Genomic DNA, 17,922 nt, shown 5'->3' with positions numbered 1-17,922 from the left:
TCGCATTTCCGATATGGGTATTTTATTAATTGATTTGAGATTTATGTAAAATGACTTGTTTTTTTAAATTAAAACGTCAGATTTTTTTTGCATTACTTGTTTTGTTTTCAATTTCCCCTGTTTTTTCTGCGGTTCCTCAAAAAGGAAGTATGGTTTTAGGTGGGGTTAATCTTGAGGTGTGGGGGAGTTATAAGATAAAGCCTATGCTGTTCCCAAGCGAGGAATGGGAGTTTTTTGTGGTAGTTGTTCCTCTCGATGTTAGGCAGGGAGGTTTGATTAAGGTGGCTAAAGAGTTTTACGCAAAATATCCTAATGTCCGAGCGCGTTTTTTTAGTGATAAGAAACATATACAGCAATATGTTGATCGAGATCGCTATGTGAATGATAAAACGGGAAGTGTCCGGGAGGTTTCATTTCCTAGTGATGAATGGGTGCAGAATCATTTGTTGGGGAATATAAATAATCGATCTTCTACGTATCAACGTCGATGGATGCTTGAGGATCGTTATGGTAATAACATTGTTCTGCTGCCATGATTTAATTTGATACCTTTAATTCTTGCAATTTCATATGTAAGGGCTTTCTGGTTTATTTTGCACTGCTCTGTTAGTTTATCTTTGTTTTAGAGGACATATTTTTGTGTGACGGATTTAATCAGGAGAAATTGGCTGGTCTCAGGCGAACTTTTACTTAGTTCCCTATCCTCTCCTTAAATCTGTACCGCTCTCAGTGGTACAATCCCGCCCCTTGACCAGCCGGTCGGGGGCACCCCCGCCCGCCGCTGTCCCTGAATTCCCCTGAAAGTTTTTCCATGAGCGCAGAACTCCAGGCCATTGCCGCGGAAGCCCAGCGGCGGCGGACCTTTGCCATCATTTCGCATCCGGATGCGGGTAAGACGACCCTGACCGAAAAGCTGCTGCTGTTCGGCGGCGCCATTCAGGCCGCCGGTACGGTGAAGGCCCGCAAGAGCGGCCGCCATGCCACCTCGGACTGGATGGAGATCGAAAAGCAGCGGGGCATTTCCGTGGCCAGCTCGGTGATGCAGTTCGACTACCGGGACTGCGTCATCAACCTGCTCGACACCCCGGGCCACCAGGACTTTTCGGAAGATACCTACCGGGTGCTTTCCGCCGTGGACTCGGCCCTCATGGTGATCGACGGGGCCAAGGGCGTGGAGCCCCAGACCATCAAGCTGCTGGACGTGTGCCGTATGCGCGACACGCCCATTCTCACCTTCATCAACAAGCTGGACCGGGAAGTGCGCGACCCCTTCGAGCTGCTGGACGAGGTGGAATCGGTGCTGAAGATCCAGTGCGCCCCGGTGACCTGGCCCATCGGCATGGGCAAGACCTTCCGTGGTGTGTATCACCTGGCCAGCGATTCCGTGGCCCTGTTCACCCCCGGCGAAGGCAAGGATGCAGAAGTGGTGAAGGGCCTGGACCACCCCTCCCTGGCCGGTTTCTCCATGGAAATCGCCAAGCTCAAGGAAGACCTGGAGCTGCTGGCGGCCGCCCACCAGTTCGAGGCCGAGCCTTTCCTCTCCGGCAAGCTGACGCCGGTGTTCTTCGGCTCCGCCATCAACAACTTCGGCGTGCGGGAAATCCTCGATGCCCTGGTGGCCAATGCGCCGCCGCCCAAGACCCGGGAATCGGCAGAGCGGGCCGTGGCGCCGGAAGAGGGCAAGTTCTCCGGCTTCATCTTCAAGATCCAGGCCAATATGGACCCGGCCCACCGGGACCGGGTGGCCTTCCTGCGCGTCTGTTCCGGCCGTTTCGAGCGGGGCATGAAACTGTGGCAGGTGCGTACCGGCAAGGAAATCCGCGCGACCCAGGTGGTGGCCTTCCTTTCCCAGCGCCGCGCCACCATTGACGATGCCTACCCGGGCGACATCATCGGCATGTTCAACCACGGCAGCATCGAAATCGGCGATTCCTTCACCGAGGGCGAGAACCTGCACTTCACCGGCATTCCTTACTTTGCGCCGGAAATGTTCCGCGCCGCCCGGCCGAAAAACCCCTCCAAGATCAAGCAGTTCCAGAAGGGCCTGGAGCAGCTGGGGGAGGAGGGCGCCATCCAGGTGTTCAAGCCCCTTTCCGGTTACGAAGTGGTGCTGGGGGCCGTGGGCGTGCTGCAGTTCGAGGTGGTGGCCCACCGCCTGGCCGCCGAGTACGGGGTGGAAATCCTGCTGGAGAACAAGTCCCTCTTCGGTGCCCGCTGGGTGACCTGCGACAAGGCCGAGGACTTCAACCGCTTCGAGCGGGAGAACATGGGCAACCTGGCTACGGATGCCTCCGGCAGCCTGGCCTATCTGGCGCCGACCCGGGTCAATCTGGACCTGACCCAGGAGCGCTACCCCAGCGTACAGTTCCACGCCACCCGAGAACACACGGTGACCCTGGGCAACCGGGGCTAAACGGGGGCGGGCGGAACGCCAATCCCCGCGGGGGCTTCGGGTCGGCCCGAAGCCCCGTCCTGCTTGGTTCGCCGCGGCCTGCGGCGTACAATCCCCGCTTCAAACTCCCTATTTTTCAAGGAACTCCGGATGCCCTTGCGGCGCTCCACCTATCTGCTGGCGACGCTGGTCGGGCTGCTCTGGTTGGGGCTGGTCGTATGGATTTCCATGGACGTGCTGCAATCCCGGGAAATGGCCATGGATGCGGCCCGGCGCCAGGGCGAGGCCCTCGCCCGGGTGCTGGAGAGCAGCCTGCAGGGCTCCATCCAGAAGGTGGACCTGCGCCTGCAGGAGTTCGTCCGCCGCCATCAATATGCGGTGGCGGCAGGACGCCCCCGGGAGGAGCTGGAGCCGGAACTGAACCGCTCCCTCGGCATGTTCCCCGAGGCCCTCAGTTTCCGCGTCGCCGACACCCAGGGGCGCTACATCTACGACGCTTCCGGCGTCCTGGCCAGCAACGTCAATATCGCCGACCGTGATTATTTCCGCCTGCTCCAGGACCAGCCCGGTGCGGGCCTGGTGGTGTCGGGGCCGATGCAGTCCCGGGTCACCGGCGACTGGGTGCTGGTGGCGGCCCGCCGCCTGCAGGATGAAGGGGGCACCTTCCAGGGCGTGGTGCTGGCCTCCCTGCGGGTGAAGTATTTCGAATCCCTGTTCGGCACCCTCAACCTGGGCCCCCGGGACACCATCGCCCTGTGGACCCGGGACATGCGTCTGATGGCCCGCTGGCCCCACCTGGAAGCGCGCATGGGGCAGCCGGTGGCGAACAGCCCGACCCAGGACTTCCTCCAGCGGGGTGAGACCAGCGGCTCCTTCATCCGCACCGGCGAGCTGGACGGCATGGACCGCCTGTTCGTCTTCCGCGCCCTGCCGGAGCACGATTTCCTCGTCACCGTCGGCTATGCCATCGACGACGTCCTCGCCTCCTGGCGGCATCGGGCCCTGATCTACGCCTGCCTCGGCCTAGTGCTGACCGTGGCCCTGGCCTTCACCGTGCTGGTCTGGCACCGGCGCTTCTCGGCGGCCACGGCCCTGGCCCAGCGCATGAGCCGGGCGGCCGAGGAGAAGAACCGGGAAAGCCTGGCCCTGCTCGACGCCATTCCCGATCCGGCCTGGCTGCTGGATACGCAAGGCACCTATCTGTCGGTGAACGAGGCCTTCTGCCGCTATGCCGGCCGCCCCATGGAAGAGGTCATCGGCCACAGGGTGGAAGACCTGTTCTCGGAGGAGGAAACCCGCCGCATGACGGAAGGGCGCCTGCGGGTGATCGAGGCCCGCAGCCCCCTGCGGGAAGAGGTGTGGCTGGACCTGCCCCGGGGCCGGGTGCCCTTCGAGTTCCTGCGGGCGCCGGTGTTCGACGCCGCCGGCCAGGTGCGGGCCCTGGCGGGCGTCGCCTGGGACATTTCCTCCCGCTACGAGGCGGAGGAGCGGCGCCGCCTCATCACCCACGTTTTCGACCACAGCATCGAGGCCATCCTGATCCTGGATGCCACCGGCCATATCGTCACCTTCAACAACGCCTTTGCCGAGCTGTCCGGCTATACGGTGGAGGAGAGCGCCGGCCAGCAGCCGGATTTCCTCGCCTCGCCCTGCAACGAACCCGACTTCCGTGCCCAGATCCGCGCCACCCTGGACCGGGGCGAGAACTGGCTGGGCGAGGCCATCGCCCGGCGCAAGGACGGCAGCGACTGCCCGGTGTGGTGCAACATCGGTGCCATCGTCAATGAGCAGGGCGCCATCGTGAACAAGGTGGCCTTCGTCACCGACCTGTCGGAAAAGAAGGCGGCCCAGGCCCAGATCGAAACCCTCTCCAACGTGGATCAGCTGACCACCCTGCCCAACCGGCAGTGGTTCTCCCGCATCCTCGGCGAGTGGCTGCAGGAGGGCTGCCAGGGCGCCCTGGTGCTGCTGGATCTGGACCAGCTGAGCCGGGTGAACGACGCCTTCGGCCATGCCGCCGGCGACGAGCTGCTGCGCCGGGTGGGCGAGCGGCTGCGCAAGGGCCTGCGGCCCCACGACATCCTGGGACGCCTGGGGGGCGACCAGTTCGGCATCCTCATCGACGGCCGCGACGACAGCCGTTCCGTGGCCACCGTGGTGCGCCATCTGCTGGACATCCTGGCCCATCCGATCCAGATGCAGGGCAGCGACGTGGTGACCACCGCCTGCGCCGGCATCACCCTGTTCCCCCAGGACGGCAACGATGTGGCCCTGCTGCTGCGCAACGTGGATACGGCCATGCACCACGCCAAGAACAGCAACCTCAATTCCTACCACTTCTTCGCGCCGGAAATGAACCAGCGGGTGGTGGAGCGCCTGCGCCTGGAAAGCGAACTGCGCCTGGCCCTGCAGCTGGACCAGCTGGAACTGCACTACCAGCCCCAGGTGGAGATCGGCAGCGGCCAGATCAACGGCTTCGAGGCCCTGCTGCGCTGGAATCATCCGGAACTGGGCATGGTCTCGCCGGCGGACTTCATCCCCCTGGCGGAGGAAACCCGGCTGATTCTGCCCATCGGCGCCTGGGTCCTGAAGGAGGCCTGCCGGCAGAACCGCCAGTGGCAGGACCAGGGCCTGCCGCCCATGGTGGTGGCGGTCAACCTTTCCGCCCTGCAGTTCCAGGAAAACGATCTGGTGGCCATGGTTTCCGCCGCCCTCATGACCTCCGGCCTGGCGCCCCGCTGGCTGGAGCTGGAGATCACCGAGAGCGTCATCATGCAGGAGCCGGAACGCATGGTGGGCATCCTGGAAGAGCTGAAGTGCCTGGGCGTGCGGCTTTCCATCGACGACTTCGGCACCGGCTATTCCAGCCTGTCCTATCTCAAGCGTTTCCCCATCGACAAGATCAAGATCGACCGCTCCTTCATCCGCGATGTGGTGAGCAGCCAGGGCGACGCGGCCATCGTGCGCATGGTCATCGCCATGGCCGGGGAACTTGAACGCAAGGTCATTGCCGAAGGCGTGGAAACCAACGAGCAGCTCGACTTCCTGCGGCTGCACCAGTGTCACGAATTCCAGGGCTTCCTCTGCAGCCGGCCGGTGCCGGCGCTCCAGGTGCCCGAGTTGCTGGCTGCCGGAGCCGAAGCAATCTGATGTTCCGGGGAGCCCTGGCGGCGCCCCGGCCCCTTTCATTTGCCGTTGCCCGCGGGCGGCGGCGGGCCTTGGCCCTCATTAGCCCCTCTCGTCGCCACCATGGAATCGCCTAAGCCTCTTACCTCCTACCGCAAATACTGGGCCCAGCGCTTCGGCACCGCCCCCTTCCTGCCCATGAGCCGGGAGGAGATGGACAAGCTGGGCTGGGATTCCTGCGACGTGATCCTGGTCACCGGCGATGCCTATATCGACCACCCCAGCTTCGGCATGGCCCTGGTCGGCCGCCTGCTGGAGGCCCAGGGCTTCCGCGTCGGCATCATCAGCCAGCCGGACTGGCATTCGGCGCAAGACTTCAAGCGCCTGGGCAAACCCAACCTGTTCTTCGGCATCACCGCCGGCAACATGGATTCCATGGTGAACCGCTACACCTCGGACCGGAAAATCCGCTCCGACGACGCCTACACCCCCAATGCCGAGCCCAACAAGCGCCCCGACCGGGCCGTCACCGTCTATGCCCAGCGGGCCAAGGAAGCCTATCCGGGGACGCCGGTGGTGCTCGGTTCCATCGAGGCCTCCCTGCGCCGCATCGCCCATTACGACTACTGGAGCGACAAGGTGCGGCGTTCCGTGCTGCCCGACTCCAAGGCCGACCTGCTGATTTTCGGCAATGCGGAACGGGCCCTGGTGGAACTGACCCACCGCCTGGCCCGGGGCGAGAAAATCGGCGACATCCGCGACCTGCGCGGCACTGCCTTCATGGTGCCCAAGGGCTGGCTGCCCGGCGAGGATTGGGGCGCGGTGGATTCCACCAGCGTGGACATTCCCGGCAAGGTGGATGCCCATCCCGATCCTTATTCAATGGGTGACAGCGGCCCCCGCAGCGCCCCGCCCTTTGCCGCCCAGGCCCAGGCGGCGGAGCAGGGCGGCGAGGTGGCGGTGCTGCCCCTCAAGTTCGTCCCCGCCGCCGAGCGGGTGGCGGCGCGCAAGGAGCAGCGGTCCAAGACCGTGGTGCGCCTGCCTTCCTACGAGCAGGTGGTGGAGGATTCGGTGCTGTACGCCCATGCCTCCCGCACCTTCCACCTGGAATCCAACCCCGGCAACGCCCGGGCCCTGGTCCAGGCCCACGGCGAGCGGGATGTGTGGCTCAACCCGCCGCCCATTCCCCTGACCACGCCGGAGATGGACCACGTCTACGGCCTGCCCTACGCCCGGGCGCCGCACCCGTCCTACGGCGATGCGAAAATTCCGGCCTGGGAGATGATCCGCTTCTCCATCAACATCATGCGCGGCTGCTTCGGCGGCTGCACCTTCTGCTCCATCACCGAGCACGAGGGGCGCATCATCCAGAGCCGTTCGGAAGATTCCATCCTGCACGAGATCGAGGAAATCCGGGACAAGACCCCGGGCTTCACCGGCACCATCTCGGACCTGGGCGGCCCCACCGCCAACATGTACCGCCTGGCCTGCAAGGACAAGAAGATCGAGTCCTCCTGTCGCCGCCTCTCCTGCGTCTTCCCGGGCATCTGCGAGAACCTGGGCACCGACCATTCCCACCTGATCAGCCTGTACCGCAAGGCCCGGGCCATTCCCGGGGTCAAAAGGGTGCTCATCGGTTCCGGCCTGCGCTATGACCTGGCGGTGCAGTCGCCGGAGTACGTCAAGGAACTGGTGACCCACCACGTCGGCGGCTACCTCAAGATCGCCCCGGAGCACACGGAGGAGGGGCCCCTCAACAAGATGATGAAGCCGGGCATCGGCACCTACGAACGCTTCAAGCAGATGTTCGAGAAATTCTCGAAGGAGGCGGGCAAGGAGCAGTACCTGATTCCCTACTTCATCGCCGCCCACCCGGGCTCCACCGACGAGGACATGCTCAACCTGGCCCTGTGGCTGAAGCACAACAACTTCCGCCTGGACCAGGTGCAGACCTTCCTGCCCACGCCCATGGCCCTGGCGACGACCATGTGGCACAGCCGCAGGAATCCGCTGAAGAAGGTGGGGCGCGGCTCGGAAGTGGTGGAGACGGCCCGGGCCGGACGCCAGCGCAAGCTGCACAAGGCTTTCCTGCGCTACCACGATCCGGAGAACTGGCCCCTGCTGCGGGAGGCCCTGAAGGAGATGGGCCGCTCCGACCTCATCGGCAACGGCAAGCGGCACCTGATTCCCATCTTCCAGCCCCCGGGCACCGGCATGAAGGCCGAGGCCATGGTGCGGCGGGACGCCCGGGAGGCGCGGGACGGCGCTGCGGGCCGGCCCCAGGGCGGCACTCGGAAGCCGGCAGCAGGCAAGGCTGGGGGCCAGGCAGGACGCGGCTCTTCATGCCAGGGACGACGCCAGGCAGAAGGGGCGGGCCCTCGCGGCACGCCCCGTCCGGGAGCCAAGCCTAGCGCTGCTCCCAGCGGACGTCGCCGCAAATAACCTGCAGTTCTCCGTTCACCTTGAAGCTGCAGGAGAGGGTGACGCACAGGCTGGCGCTGGAGATGGAGAGGTAGGGCCGGGTCACCTGGACCTTGCCGAAATTCTCCACGGCCCGGCGGAAGTAGGGCCGGCGGGCCCAGCGGGCACCCTTGGTCTTGGCCAGGGGGGCGAAGCGGGCGTCCTGGTTGGGCGAGGCGTCGCTGCTCCACAGGTTGGTGCCGATCTGCTGGCCCTGGGCGTCGAGCAGGTAGCAGAAGGCGGCATTTTCCAGTTCCAGGAAGGAGGCGCAGGCCTCCTCCAGGGAGCGGCCGGCGGAGAGCAGCACCGAGGCGTAGCCCAGGGCGTTGAAATAGGGCGCGATGTTTTCGTGGTAGCTGCGTTTGTCCCGCAGCCAGCGGGCATCGAAGGTCTGCCACAGGTCGTTCACCGCAAGGCCGGCGCTGGCGTCGGTGCTGACCCGGGGGGCAGGGCGGCCGAAGTAGTAGCCCTGGACGAAATCCACGTCGGACTCCAGGGCGATGTAGGCCTCGTCGGCGGTTTCCACCCCCTCCATCAGCACCATGGCACCGGCTTCGTGCAAGAGGGAGACGATCTGGGGCAGGGTGCGGCGGATCTTGGGGTCGGCGGCGGCCTGAACGATGATGGAACGGTCCAGCTTGACGATCTCGGGGCGGATGCTCCACACCCGGTCGAAGTTGGAATGGCCGGCGCCGAAGTCGTCCAGGGCGATGAGGAAGCCCAGGCTGCGGAAAAAGTCCACGGCGGCCTGGAAGCGGCTGTTGTCCTGCACCGCCTCCTCCAGCACCTCGATCACCAGGCGCTGAGGCGCCAGGCCCGTGTCCCGCAGCAGGGAGCTGACCAGTTCATCGGCCTTGAGGTTGGGGCCGTTGAGGAAGACTTCCGGCGACATGTTGATGAACAGCCAGCCGTCGGCTTCGGGCTGGGCCGCGAAATTGTGCAGGTGGGTGGCCCGTGCCAGTCGGTCCAGGTGCAACAACGTGGGATAATCCCGGTTCGCCCGCCCCAGCAGGTCCAGGGGGGAGATGGGCGTCTGCCCCGGGCCGTGGCCGCGCATCAGGGCCTCGTGGCCGACGATGCGCCGGTGGGAAAGGCTGAAAATGGGCTGGAAATGGCTGGAAATGGCCACATCGCCGAAACGGCCGATGCGGCTGCCGGCAGGCTCCCCGTTTTGCGCCGGCTCCAGGGCGGCGATTATTTCGGCATATCCCGACTCGCCAATGATGGTCGGGATGCAATAACTGTTCAAAATGAAGTTCCTGGACAAAGTTCTCAACATCATAGACCAAAAGTCATATGCAAGAGCGTACCCCCTATGAAATGCTGGGCGGCCCCCAATCCCTGCGGGAACTGGTGGACCGGTTTTATGACCTGATGGACCTGGAGCCCGAGTTCGCCGAACTGCGGGCCATGCATCCGCCCACCCTGGACGGTTCCCGGGACAAGCTGTTCATGTTCCTCTCCGGCTGGCTCGGCGGCCCCGACCTGTTCGTGCAGCAGTTCGGCCATCCGCGGCTGCGGGCCCGGCACATGCCCTTTTCCATCGGCACCGAGTCCCGGGACCAGTGGGTCAAGTGCATGGTGCGGGCCATGGAGGAGGTGGGGGTGGAGGAAGCCCTGCGCCTCAAGCTGGGCGTCAATTTCTACAACACCGCCGATTTCATGCGCAACCGGGAAGGCTAGGGCGTCCCCGCCGGCAGCATCGCCGGGGTGCCGGGGCCTCCCGGCGCCCGGTGTCTGCCCGCCGGGGCAGGCGGGACGGGCCTTCCGGCATGGCCTGGGCGGAGGGGCAGTACTGGCGCCCCTGTCCGTGATGGCCCGTAAAAAACCATATTGCGCTGCAAAAACAAGGGGCTGATTGTGCTATCATCACGGCCTTCCAAAAAAGGGTTGGCCGCAGTCGACCGCCAACGCCCCATCTTCCCCACCGAATTCTTTTTTTAGCGAATCTTCATGTCCCGTCCGATCCGTAACATCGCCATCATTGCCCACGTGGACCACGGCAAGACCACCCTCGTGGACCAGCTCCTCCGCCAATCCGGCACCTTCCGCGAAAACCAGCAGGTGGACGAGCGGGTGATGGACTCCAACGACCTGGAAAAGGAACGGGGCATCACCATTCTGGCCAAGAACACCGCCATCGAATACGAAGGCACCCACATCAACATCGTGGACACCCCGGGGCACGCCGACTTCGGCGGCGAAGTGGAACGGGTGCTGGGCATGGTGGATGGCGTGGTGCTGCTGGTCGATGCCGTCGAAGGCCCCATGCCGCAAACCCGCTTCGTCACCAAGAAGGCCCTGGGCCTGGGTCTGCGTCCCATCGTCGTGATCAACAAGGTGGACCGTCCCGGTGCCCGTCCCGACTGGGTGGTGGACCAGACCTTCGACCTGTTCGACAAGCTGGGCGCCACCGACGAGCAGCTGGACTTCCCCATCATCTACGCCTCCGGCCTCAACGGCTTCGCCAAGCTGTCTCTGGAAGAAGAGTCCAGCGACATGCGTCCCCTGTTCGAGACCGTGCTGTCCCACGTGCCCACCCCCGCTGGCGATCCTGAGGCTCCCCTGCAGCTGCAGATTGCCGCCTTGGACTACTCCACCTATACCGGCCGTCTCGGCGTCGGTCGCGTACTCAACGGCCGCATCAAGCCCGGCCAGGCCGTGGCCGTGATGAACCACGGCGACCAGGTGGCTTCCGGCCGCATCAACCAGGTGCTGGGCTTCCAGGGCCTGGACCGGGTGCCGGTGGAACTGGCCGAGGCCGGCGACATCGTCATCATCTCCGGCATCGAGGAAATCGGTATCGGCCTGACCATCGCCGACAAGGATAACCCCGTCGGCCTGCCCATGCTGACCGTGGATGAGCCCACCCTGACCATGGACTTCATGGTGAACTCCTCCCCCCTGGCCGGCACCGAAGGCAAGTTCGTCACCAGCCGCCAGATCCGCGACCGCCTGACCAAGGAACTGCTGACCAACGTGGCCCTGCGCGTCGAAGACACCGCCGACTCCGACGTCTTCCGCGTCTCCGGCCGGGGCGAACTGCACCTGACCATCCTGCTGGAAAACATGCGCCGTGAAGGTTTTGAAATCGCCGTGGCCAAGCCCCGCGTCGTCTTCAAGGACATCGACGGCGAGAAGTGTGAACCCTACGAAAACCTGACCATCGACCTGGAAGATTCCCACCAGGGCGCCGTCATGGAAGAACTGGGCCGTCGCCGCGGCGAGCTGACCAATATGGAATCCGACGGCCAGGGCCGCACCCGCCTGGAATACCACATTCCCGCCCGGGGTCTGATCGGCTTCCAGTCCGACTTCATGACCATGACCCGCGGCACCGGTCTGATGAGCCACATCTTCGACGACTACAAGCCCGTCAAGCCGGACCTGCCCGGCCGCCACAACGGCGTGCTGATCTCCCAGGAAAACGGCGAGGCCGTGGCCTACGCCCTGTGGAACCTGGAAGATCGGGGCCGCATGTTCGTCAGCCCCGGCGACAAGCTGTACGAAGGCATGATTATCGGCATCCACAGCCGGGAAAACGATCTGGTGGTGAACCCCATCAAGGGCAAGAAGCTGACCAACGTGCGTGCCTCCGGCACCGACGAGGCCGTGCGTCTGACCACCCCGATCAAGCTGACCCTGGAATCCGCCGTCGAATTCATCGACGACGACGAGCTGGTGGAAATCACTCCCAAGTCCATCCGCATCCGCAAGCGTCACCTCTCCGAGAACGACCGCAAGCGCGCGGCCCGTTCCGACGCCTGAGCCTCATGCTGAACCGCTGCCTGCCCTGTCGCGCATTCCTTGCCCGGCACCGGCGGGCGGTGCGCTGGGCGGCCTTCGTGGCCGCCCTTTGTCTTTTCTTCTTCTGGCTCGGCACCGTCGCCAAGCCTGTCACCGCCAGCGGCTTCTGCCGCGTCTATTACTGACTTCCGTCCGGAAGTCTGGTCAATTCCCGTACCGGTCCCTCAGGGGCAATAGCGCTGGAGAAAGGCCTCCGGCGGCAGGGGGCGGCTTTCCAGGTAGCCCTGGAAACTGTCGCAGCCCATGGTCCGCAGCAATTCCAGCTGGGTCTGCCGCTCCACGCCTTCGGCCACCACCTTGTGCCCCAGGGTGTGGGCCATGGCCAGGATGGCGCGCACGATGGCGGTCGCTTCCCCGTCCTGATCCTCGTCCAGGGGGAAGATGAAGGACTTGTCGATCTTCAGGGTGTCGATGGGCAGCAGGCGCAGGTAGGAGAGGGAGGAGTAGCCGGTGCCGAAGTCGTCCAGGGCCAGGCCGACGCCGGCCTCCCGCAGGCGCCGCAGTTCCTCCAGGCAGTCGGCCTCCTGCCGCAGCAGTACGGATTCGGTCACTTCCAGTTCGATGGTGGAGGGCGGCAGGCCCTCCCGTTCCAGGCGCAGCAGCACGTGCTCGGCGATGCCGCCGCCCCAGAACTGGCGCGCCGAGAGGTTGATGGCGATGCGCGGCGGCGTCGCCCCCATGCCTTGCCGCAGTTGCCAGTGGCGGCGCCAGGCGGCGGCCCGGGCGATGGCCGTGTCCAGCACCCAGAGGCCGATGGGGACGATGAGGCCGGTTTCCTCGGCCACCGGGATGAACTGGTCCGGCGGGATCAGGCGGCCGCCGTCGTTCCAGCGCAGCAGGGCTTCGGCCCCCAGCAGGCGGCCGCTGGCCAGGTCGATCTGGGGCTGGTAGTGGAGTTGCAGCTCGTCGCGCTCCAGGGCCCGGCGCAGGCCGTTCTCCAGGCTGACCCGGGACTGCAGGCGCTCGTTCATGCGGCCGGTGTAGAAGCGCACGGTGTTGCCGCCGCTGGACTTGCCCTCGTACATGGCGGTGTCGGCGTTGCGCAGCAGGGTGTCGGCGTCGTCGCCGTCGTCGGGATAGAGGGCGATGCCGATGCTGGCGGTGAGGAAGAAGTCGTAGCCATCCTCCCGGTAGGGGCTGGCGAGGGTTTCCAGCAGCTTGGCGCCGATCTGGCCGGCCTGTTCCGGCAGCTGCAGGTCTTCCAGGATGACGATGAATTCGTCGCCGCCCTGGCGCACGATGGTGTCGGACTGGCGCAGGCATTCCTGCAGGCGGCGGGCCACGCTCTGCAGCAGCCGGTCGCCCTGATTGTGGCCGAGGGAGTCGTTGATGTTCTTGAAACGGTCCAGGTCCACGAACAGCACGGCGGCCCGGCTCTGCTGGCGTTTGGCCCGGGTCAGGGCCTGGGGCAGGCGGTCCGCCAGCAGCAGCCGGTTGGGCAGGCCCGTCAGCTGGTCGTGGTGGGCCAGGTAGCGCATGCGCTCCTCGTGCAGCTTGCGCTCGGTGATGTCGGTGACGGAGCCGGCCATCAGGGTGGCAACGCCCCGGGCGTCCCGCACGGCGATGCCGCGGGAGGCGATCCAGCGGTATTCGCCGCTCTTGGCCCGCACCCGGTACTCGCAATAGAAGTGGGGCGTCAGCCCCTTGAGGTGCTCGGACACTGCCCGGTTGTAGCGGGCCGTGTCTTCCGGATGCACCAGGGTCAGCCAGGCGTGGGTATCCATCAGAAAGTTTTCGCCGTAGCCGAGAATGGCGTGAAGGCGCTGGCCGGCCGTCAGCTCCTTGCTCAGGGGGTTCCAGGTCCACATGCCGTCGTGGGCCCCTTCCATGGCCAGTTCGTAGGCCCGGGCGGCACGGCGCAGGATGACGATTTCCCGCACGCTGCAGACGGCGGCAACGCCGCAGGCGAGGAAGGTGAGCCAGGACAGCCAGGGCTGCTCCACATACACCGCCGCCAGGCCGGCGCTGATGCAGGCGGCCAGCAACAGCAGGGGCGGCCAGGAGTGCCAGCTGCGGTGCAGCCCGACGCCCTGGGGCGGGGTGCTGTCGGCGGTGCCGAGGATGAGGGGCAGGATCTGGGGCATGGACTCAGTCTGGTCTACGGTCTGGGCCGGGTTGGGCGGAGCGCCCCGCCGGCCGGAACGGTTTTCCGGCGGCGGGCGGCCGCAGTATCGTCAAGGTTAGAGCGTCTGGCGCCATCTTGCCATCCCTATCTACTACTTTTGGCTTATTCTGCATCCGGACAAGGCAAGTTAAAGGAGCAACCCCATGGCCGATGAGCAGTCGCTGGTCATATTTCAGGTCGGCAGGATAACCCTGGCCCTGCCATTGCAGGAGGTGGAACACATCCTTTCCCTCGGCGGCGAGGAGGGGCGGCAGGGCATTTCCGCCGAGGGCGGCATGATCCTGTTCCAGGGCCAGGCCATTCCCTGGCGGCCGCTGTGGGACCCCCTGGGGGAGCCCAGCGTGTTCCGCGAATTCGACGAGCTGGCCCAGACCCTGCCCCGGCGGCGGCAGGACCATCTGGACTGGATGGCAGCCCTGGAGCAGTCCCTGCGCCACGACATTCCTTTCACCAAGGCCCACAGTCCCCGGGAGTGCGCCTTCGGCCAGTGGTTCTACGCCTTCCGCACCGAGGATCGGCGGCTGGCCCTGCTGCTGTCCCAGTTCGAGCATCCCCACGCCCTGGTCCATGGCCTGGCCGAAGTGCTGCTCGGCCAGGTGGCGGCCGGTCGGCGGGAGGAGGCCCTGGCAGCCCTGGAGGCGGCCCGGCAGGGCGTGCTGGCGGAACTGCTGGCGCTGTTCGATACGGTCATTGCCCTGGTGCCTACTTTGAAGCGGCCCCTGGCCCTGATCCTCAATGACTCGGGCCAGCGCACCGCCCTGGGCGTGGACCGGGTGCTGGACATCCGCTCCGTCACCGCGGCCGAGGTGCATCCGGCCCGGGGCCGGCTGGGCAGCCTGGTGCCCCAGGCCTTCATCGGCGACAGCGCTTCCGGCGGCGCCCTCATTCCCCTGCTGGCGGCCTCCCAGCTGGCCAGCCTGGGCTGAGGCGGAGGGCGCTGTCTAGCCGCCGGTGGCGGACATGAAGCGCACCACCTGGGGCGCATCCAGCTGGCGGGTGAAATCGTGGCCCAGGGCCTTCATGCCCAGGGTGCGCAGGATGGCCTGGCGCGCCGGTTCGTCGTCTTCGGGGTGGCGGCGCAGCAGGGGCAACAGGGGGGTGGCGTCGTTCTGCCCGAGGCAGGGATAAAGCTCGCCGGTGGCGGTGACCCGCACCCGGTTGCAGGTGTCGCAGAAATTGTGGGAGTGGGGCGAGATGAAGCCGACCCGGGTCTCGCTGCCGGCAATGCGCCAGTAGCGGGCCGGGCCGCCGCTGCTCTCGTCGCTGGCCTGCAGGGGGAAGCGTTCCTGCAGGCGCAGCAGGGCTTCGTCGGAGGAGAAGTAGGTGCCGCTGCGACCGTGGCCCAGGTCTCCCAGGGGCATTTCCTCGATGAAGGCGATGTCCAGCCCTTCGGCCATGCAGTAGGCCACCAGGTCCGCCAGTTCATCGTCGTTGGTGCCGCGCATCATCACCGTGTTGAGCTTGATGCGCCGGAAGCCGGCGGCCTGGGCCGCGGCGATGCCCCGCAGCACCTGGTGCAGGTCGCCGATGCGGGTGATGGCGCGGAAACGCTCCGGGCGCAGGCTGTCCAGGCTGATGTTGAGGCGCTGTACGCCGGCCCGGGCCAGGGGCGCGGCAAAGCGTTCCAGCTGGGAGCCGTTGGTGGTCAGCACCAGTTCCTTCAGGCCCTCCAGGGCGGCCAGCCGTTCCAACAGCCACAGAGCGTCCCGCCGGACCAGGGGTTCGCCGCCGGTGATGCGCAGCTTGGTGACGCCCAGGCCGACGAAAAGGCGGGACAGGCGCAGGGACTCCTCCAGGCTCATCACCTGGTGCCGGGGCAGGAAGGTCATGTCCTCGGCCATGCAGTAGGTACAGCGGAAGTCGCAGCGGTCGGTGAGGGACAGGCGGAGATAGCTGATGCGGCGCCCGTGGCCGTCCTGCAGCGGGCCGGCGCCCGGCGGCAGGGCAATGGCTGCGGCATTGTCCGGGGGGAAGGCGAGGAGGCCGGAGCGGGGCGGCAGGCTGTCGTTCTGCATGATTACTTGGCTGTCGGGGATGGCGGTTGGACCAGATCGAGCTTCATTGGTTTTATCCGGGGCGCCCATGATATGGGTCAAATCCGTTTTTCGTCGCCAAGGCTGTCGGTGGTTTTACCTCCGGGGTGTGCCATACGTCATACATGGCTTATGATGCCCTATCTCCACAGCCCGGTTCGTCTGCCATGTTCCGCTTCGCCACCAAGGAATCGCCCCGGCTCAAGCGCCTTCGCTCCATTTCCCTGTTCCAGGACCTCAGCGTCCGGGAGCTGGTGATTGTGGACCTGCTGCTGCATGAACGCCGCTATCTGGCCGGCGAGGTGGTCTTCGATGCGGGGGAGGACGGGCAGGGCATCTATTTCGCCCTGGACGGCCGCATCGGCATCTTCCATCCGGGCCACAGCAATACGCCCCTGGCCGAACTGGGGGGCGGCAGCTTTTTCGGCGAACTGGCCCTGCTCGACGACAGCCCCCGCATGGCCCAGGCCCGGGCCCTGGACGACAGCACCCTGGCGGTGATGTTCCGCGGCGAGTTTGTCGGCCTGTTGCAGACCCATGCCCTCATCGCCTCCAAGATTTCCCTGCAGCTGGCCCGCCATCTGGGGCAGCGGTTGCGCAGCATCAGCCTGCCCCAGCCTCAGCCCCAGGAGGTGGTGGCGTGAGCCCTGTGGTCCGCCCCTTCCCCCGCCAGCCCCGTGCGGCGGGCCCCCTGGTGTGGGCCTGCATCCTCGGCACGACCTGTCTGCTGCTGTTCCTCTTCCAGAAAATCCTGTGGCTGGTGGTGCCCTTCATCCTGGCCCTGATCATCTATTACGCCCTCCTGCCCGCTGTCTTGCGACTGGTGCTGGCGGGCTATTCCGTCACTGCCGGCGCCTCGTTGGTTTGCTTTGGTGCCTTCCTTCTCCTGGGCGGCGCCCTGGGCCTGGCGGCCCCCTGGATTGCCGCCCATGCGGTGAGCTGGAACGAGTGGGGCGGGCGCTATCTTGCCGGCGGCGTGGGCTTCGTCCTGGGGAGTCTGTCCTCCCTGGAAAACAGCTTTGAATTCCTGGCCCAGGCCCATCTCACGGACAGCGTGCGCAAGGGCATCTCCGATTTTTCCGCCAATTTCGTCTCCCGCAACCTGGCCGGCGCGGTGATGCTGGCGGCGGCCTGGCTGCCCTCCCTGCTGCTGGCGCCTTTCCTGGCCTTCTTTTTCCTGCGGGACGGGCGGCGTTTCAAGAAATTCATCATCCATGCCGTGCCCAATGCCTTTCTCGAGCGCACCCTGTACCTGCTGGACGAAGTGGATCGCACCGCCCGCATGTACTTCACCGGCCTGCTCAAGCTGACCCTGCTCGACACCCTGACCCTGGCTCTGGGGTTGTGGGCCCTGGGGATTTCGGCCCCCTTCCTGCTGGGGCTGGTGACTGCCGTCCTGGCCTGGGTTCCCTATGTGGGCTCCATCCTCGGCTGCGCGTTGGTGGTGCTGGTGGCGGCCACCGATTTTCCCGGCAATCCGGGCATGGCCTACGGTGCCATCGGCCTCTTCATCCTGGTGCGCCTGCTCGACGATTTCTTCTTCATGCCCATGACGGTGGGGCGCAGTCTGCACCTGCATCCGCTGCTGACGGTGATCATGATTTTCGTCGGCGGTGCCGTGGCGGGCATCTCCGGCCTCATGCTGGTGTTGCCCCTGCTCGGCGTGGTGATGGTACTGGGGGAAACGGTGGGGCAGGTGGTGAACGATCCCCGCCTGCAGGCCCGCCATGCCCATGCCCGCCGCCTGCGGCACGCGGCAGTGACCGGGGACCTGCTGTGATATTGGCCCCTTGGCGGGCGCCGTCGCTTGCGCGTAGAGTGGGGGTGCGGCCTGTCCGGGCCGGCTGGGAAGGAGGGTTGGCCGGGAATCGTGCGAAATCCTCAAAAAAACAACTTAACTTATTGTTCGTGAAAGGAAAATAACTTGGTTTAGGGTAAGGCCAGTTTTCACTGGCCTTACCCTCTTCTCATCAATTGAG

The 17,922-nt window shown here is 65.4% G+C and carries 13 protein-coding genes; 10 read left to right on the top strand and 3 right to left on the bottom strand.

Translation table 11 applies throughout. The features are described 5' to 3' along the window. Window positions 1-50 precede the first annotated feature (50 nt). From OEL49_RS14920 to OEL49_RS14905, 4 genes are all read left to right on the top strand, one after another. The gene (locus OEL49_RS14920) at window positions 51-536 is read left to right on the top strand and encodes a hypothetical protein (protein ID WP_287875402.1); all 486 of its coding nucleotides are present in this window, start codon (window positions 51-53) and stop codon (window positions 534-536) included. A 275-nt stretch (window positions 537-811) separates the two neighbouring features. After that, window positions 812-2,413 (top strand): peptide chain release factor 3, encoded by a 1,602-nt coding sequence (locus OEL49_RS14915; protein WP_014237472.1) that lies wholly within the window; start codon window positions 812-814, stop codon window positions 2,411-2,413. A 129-nt stretch (window positions 2,414-2,542) separates the two neighbouring features. Next, complete coding sequence (locus tag OEL49_RS14910) at window positions 2,543-5,542, top strand: bifunctional diguanylate cyclase/phosphodiesterase (RefSeq protein WP_205230011.1); 3,000 nt, start codon at window positions 2,543-2,545, stop codon at window positions 5,540-5,542. Window positions 5,543-5,716: 174 nt separating this feature from the next. Then, window positions 5,717-7,960 carry a YgiQ family radical SAM protein gene (locus tag OEL49_RS14905; protein WP_240190261.1) on the top strand — a complete coding sequence of 748 codons (2,244 nt, stop codon included), beginning with the start codon at window positions 5,717-5,719 and terminating at the stop codon, window positions 7,958-7,960. Here OEL49_RS14905 and OEL49_RS14900 read toward each other — a convergent pair. After that, complete coding sequence (locus tag OEL49_RS14900) at window positions 7,926-9,227, bottom strand: sensor domain-containing phosphodiesterase (protein ID WP_205230009.1); 1,302 nt, start codon at window positions 9,225-9,227, stop codon at window positions 7,926-7,928. The genes OEL49_RS14905 and OEL49_RS14900 overlap by 35 nt on opposite strands. Window positions 9,228-9,274: 47 nt before the next feature. Between OEL49_RS14900 and OEL49_RS14895 the strand changes: the two genes are divergently transcribed. The 3 genes from OEL49_RS14895 to OEL49_RS14885 all read left to right on the top strand — a co-directional run bounded on the left by OEL49_RS14895 (window position 9,275) and on the right by OEL49_RS14885 (window position 11,910). After that, window positions 9,275-9,661: a group II truncated hemoglobin gene (locus tag OEL49_RS14895; protein WP_014237476.1), complete on the top strand. Its 387-nt coding sequence runs from the start codon at window positions 9,275-9,277 to the stop codon at window positions 9,659-9,661. A gap of 270 nt (window positions 9,662-9,931) precedes the next feature. Next, window positions 9,932-11,746 (top strand): translational GTPase TypA, encoded by a 1,815-nt coding sequence (gene typA, locus OEL49_RS14890; protein ID WP_014237477.1) that lies wholly within the window; start codon window positions 9,932-9,934, stop codon window positions 11,744-11,746. Window positions 11,747-11,751: 5 nt separating this feature from the next. Continuing rightward, the gene (locus tag OEL49_RS14885; protein WP_165397441.1) at window positions 11,752-11,910 is read left to right on the top strand and encodes a hypothetical protein; all 159 of its coding nucleotides are present in this window, start codon (window positions 11,752-11,754) and stop codon (window positions 11,908-11,910) included. Between the two features lie 39 nt (window positions 11,911-11,949). On the opposite strand, the gene OEL49_RS14880 is transcribed toward OEL49_RS14885, so the two are convergent. Continuing rightward, window positions 11,950-13,869: a putative bifunctional diguanylate cyclase/phosphodiesterase gene (locus OEL49_RS14880; RefSeq protein WP_205230008.1), complete on the bottom strand. Its 1,920-nt coding sequence runs from the start codon at window positions 13,867-13,869 to the stop codon at window positions 11,950-11,952. Window positions 13,870-14,053: 184 nt separating this feature from the next. Between OEL49_RS14880 and OEL49_RS14875 the strand changes: the two genes are divergently transcribed. Continuing rightward, window positions 14,054-14,836 carry a CZB domain-containing protein gene (locus OEL49_RS14875; protein ID WP_205230007.1) on the top strand — a complete coding sequence of 261 codons (783 nt, stop codon included), beginning with the start codon at window positions 14,054-14,056 and terminating at the stop codon, window positions 14,834-14,836. Window positions 14,837-14,851: 15 nt separating this feature from the next. Here the strand turns inward: OEL49_RS14875 and moaA are convergent, their stop codons facing one another. Next, window positions 14,852-15,925 carry a GTP 3',8-cyclase MoaA gene (gene moaA / locus OEL49_RS14870; protein WP_205230006.1) on the bottom strand — a complete coding sequence of 358 codons (1,074 nt, stop codon included), beginning with the start codon at window positions 15,923-15,925 and terminating at the stop codon, window positions 14,852-14,854. 185 nt (window positions 15,926-16,110) lie between these two features. On the opposite strand from moaA, the gene OEL49_RS14865 reads away from it, so the two are divergent. Together OEL49_RS14865 and OEL49_RS14860 are read left to right on the top strand one after the other, a co-directional pair. Then, entirely contained in the window at window positions 16,111-16,587 is a 477-nt protein-coding gene (locus tag OEL49_RS14865; RefSeq protein WP_014237482.1) for a cyclic nucleotide-binding domain-containing protein, read from the top strand. Beyond that, a complete protein-coding gene (locus tag OEL49_RS14860; RefSeq protein ID WP_014237483.1) occupies window positions 16,584-17,723 on the top strand; it encodes an AI-2E family transporter in 1,140 nt (379 codons plus the stop codon). Before OEL49_RS14865 ends, OEL49_RS14860 begins: the two co-directional genes overlap by 4 nt. Window positions 17,724-17,922: the final 199 nt, after the last annotated feature.

The sequence above is a fragment of the Azospira sp. genome, from assembly GCF_030247495.1.
In the GTDB taxonomy this organism is placed as follows: Bacteria; Pseudomonadota; Gammaproteobacteria; order Burkholderiales; family Rhodocyclaceae; genus Azospira; species Azospira oryzae.
This window is presented reverse-complemented; position numbering and strand designations above follow the sequence as displayed.